Here is a 792-nt window from a genome sequence, read left to right on the forward strand (position 1 = left end):
CAAATTCCCTTGGTAATTAGCGATTACGACAGAATCGCTTGGTAATTAAGATACGACAAAGTCGCTTGGTGTTAACATAATAAGGTGTACTAGCTCAGACTTGATCTGACAGTTACCCGTTTTTTAATCGGTGACTGTCAGTCTAGATTTGAGCTAAATTTTTCTCAGCCCAGAGCAATTTTCCATCTAATAAAGTTTCTAATGGCGTTCTGCCACAGCATATTTTTCCTTGATGAGTTCGGTCATTATTATAATAAATCATCCATTCGCCCAGATCCCTTTTGCAACTCCTCTAATGAGCTATATAGCTTTTTACGGAATGTAACTTGATAGAATTCATTGAGTAACGTTTTGTGGAAGCGTTCGTAGATACCATTTGTTTACGGTGACATAGCTTTGGTTTTTGTATGATCGATATCATTAATAGCGAGATATAACTATGCTATTTACGACAAAGTTGCTCGGTTATTAAACCGACATAACCCCTTGGTAATCACACTAATAAACCTCAGTATGTAGATCCAATCATTCAACGCTGGTTAGGCAACAAGTCAAATTACGCACAAGCTTAGTTACTTATTCGCATTAAGCCACATATTAATTTTCCCAACTAGTTATTCCCTATACCACAACTATTTCCCTACACCTTGCGCCTGTGTTTTCACTTTTCTGTAGACGTAAAAAAACCCGTCACATTTCTGTAACGGGTTTCTCTTATTTGGAGCCTGGTAATGTCCTACTTTCACATAACAAATGCTACACTATCATCGGCGCTGTTTCGTTTCACTACTG

General features: G+C 37.8%; 1 pseudogene. It reads right to left on the reverse strand.

What is annotated here, in order from left to right:
* Positions 1-142: 142 nt before the first annotated feature.
* Positions 143-437: pseudogene (locus QL989_RS19130) on the reverse strand (integrase core domain-containing protein); the annotation flags it as partial.
* Between the last annotated feature and the right edge of the window lie 355 nt (positions 438-792).

This window comes from Pseudoalteromonas sp. APC 3224, from assembly GCF_030407535.1.
GTDB lineage: Bacteria > Pseudomonadota > Gammaproteobacteria > Enterobacterales > Alteromonadaceae > Pseudoalteromonas.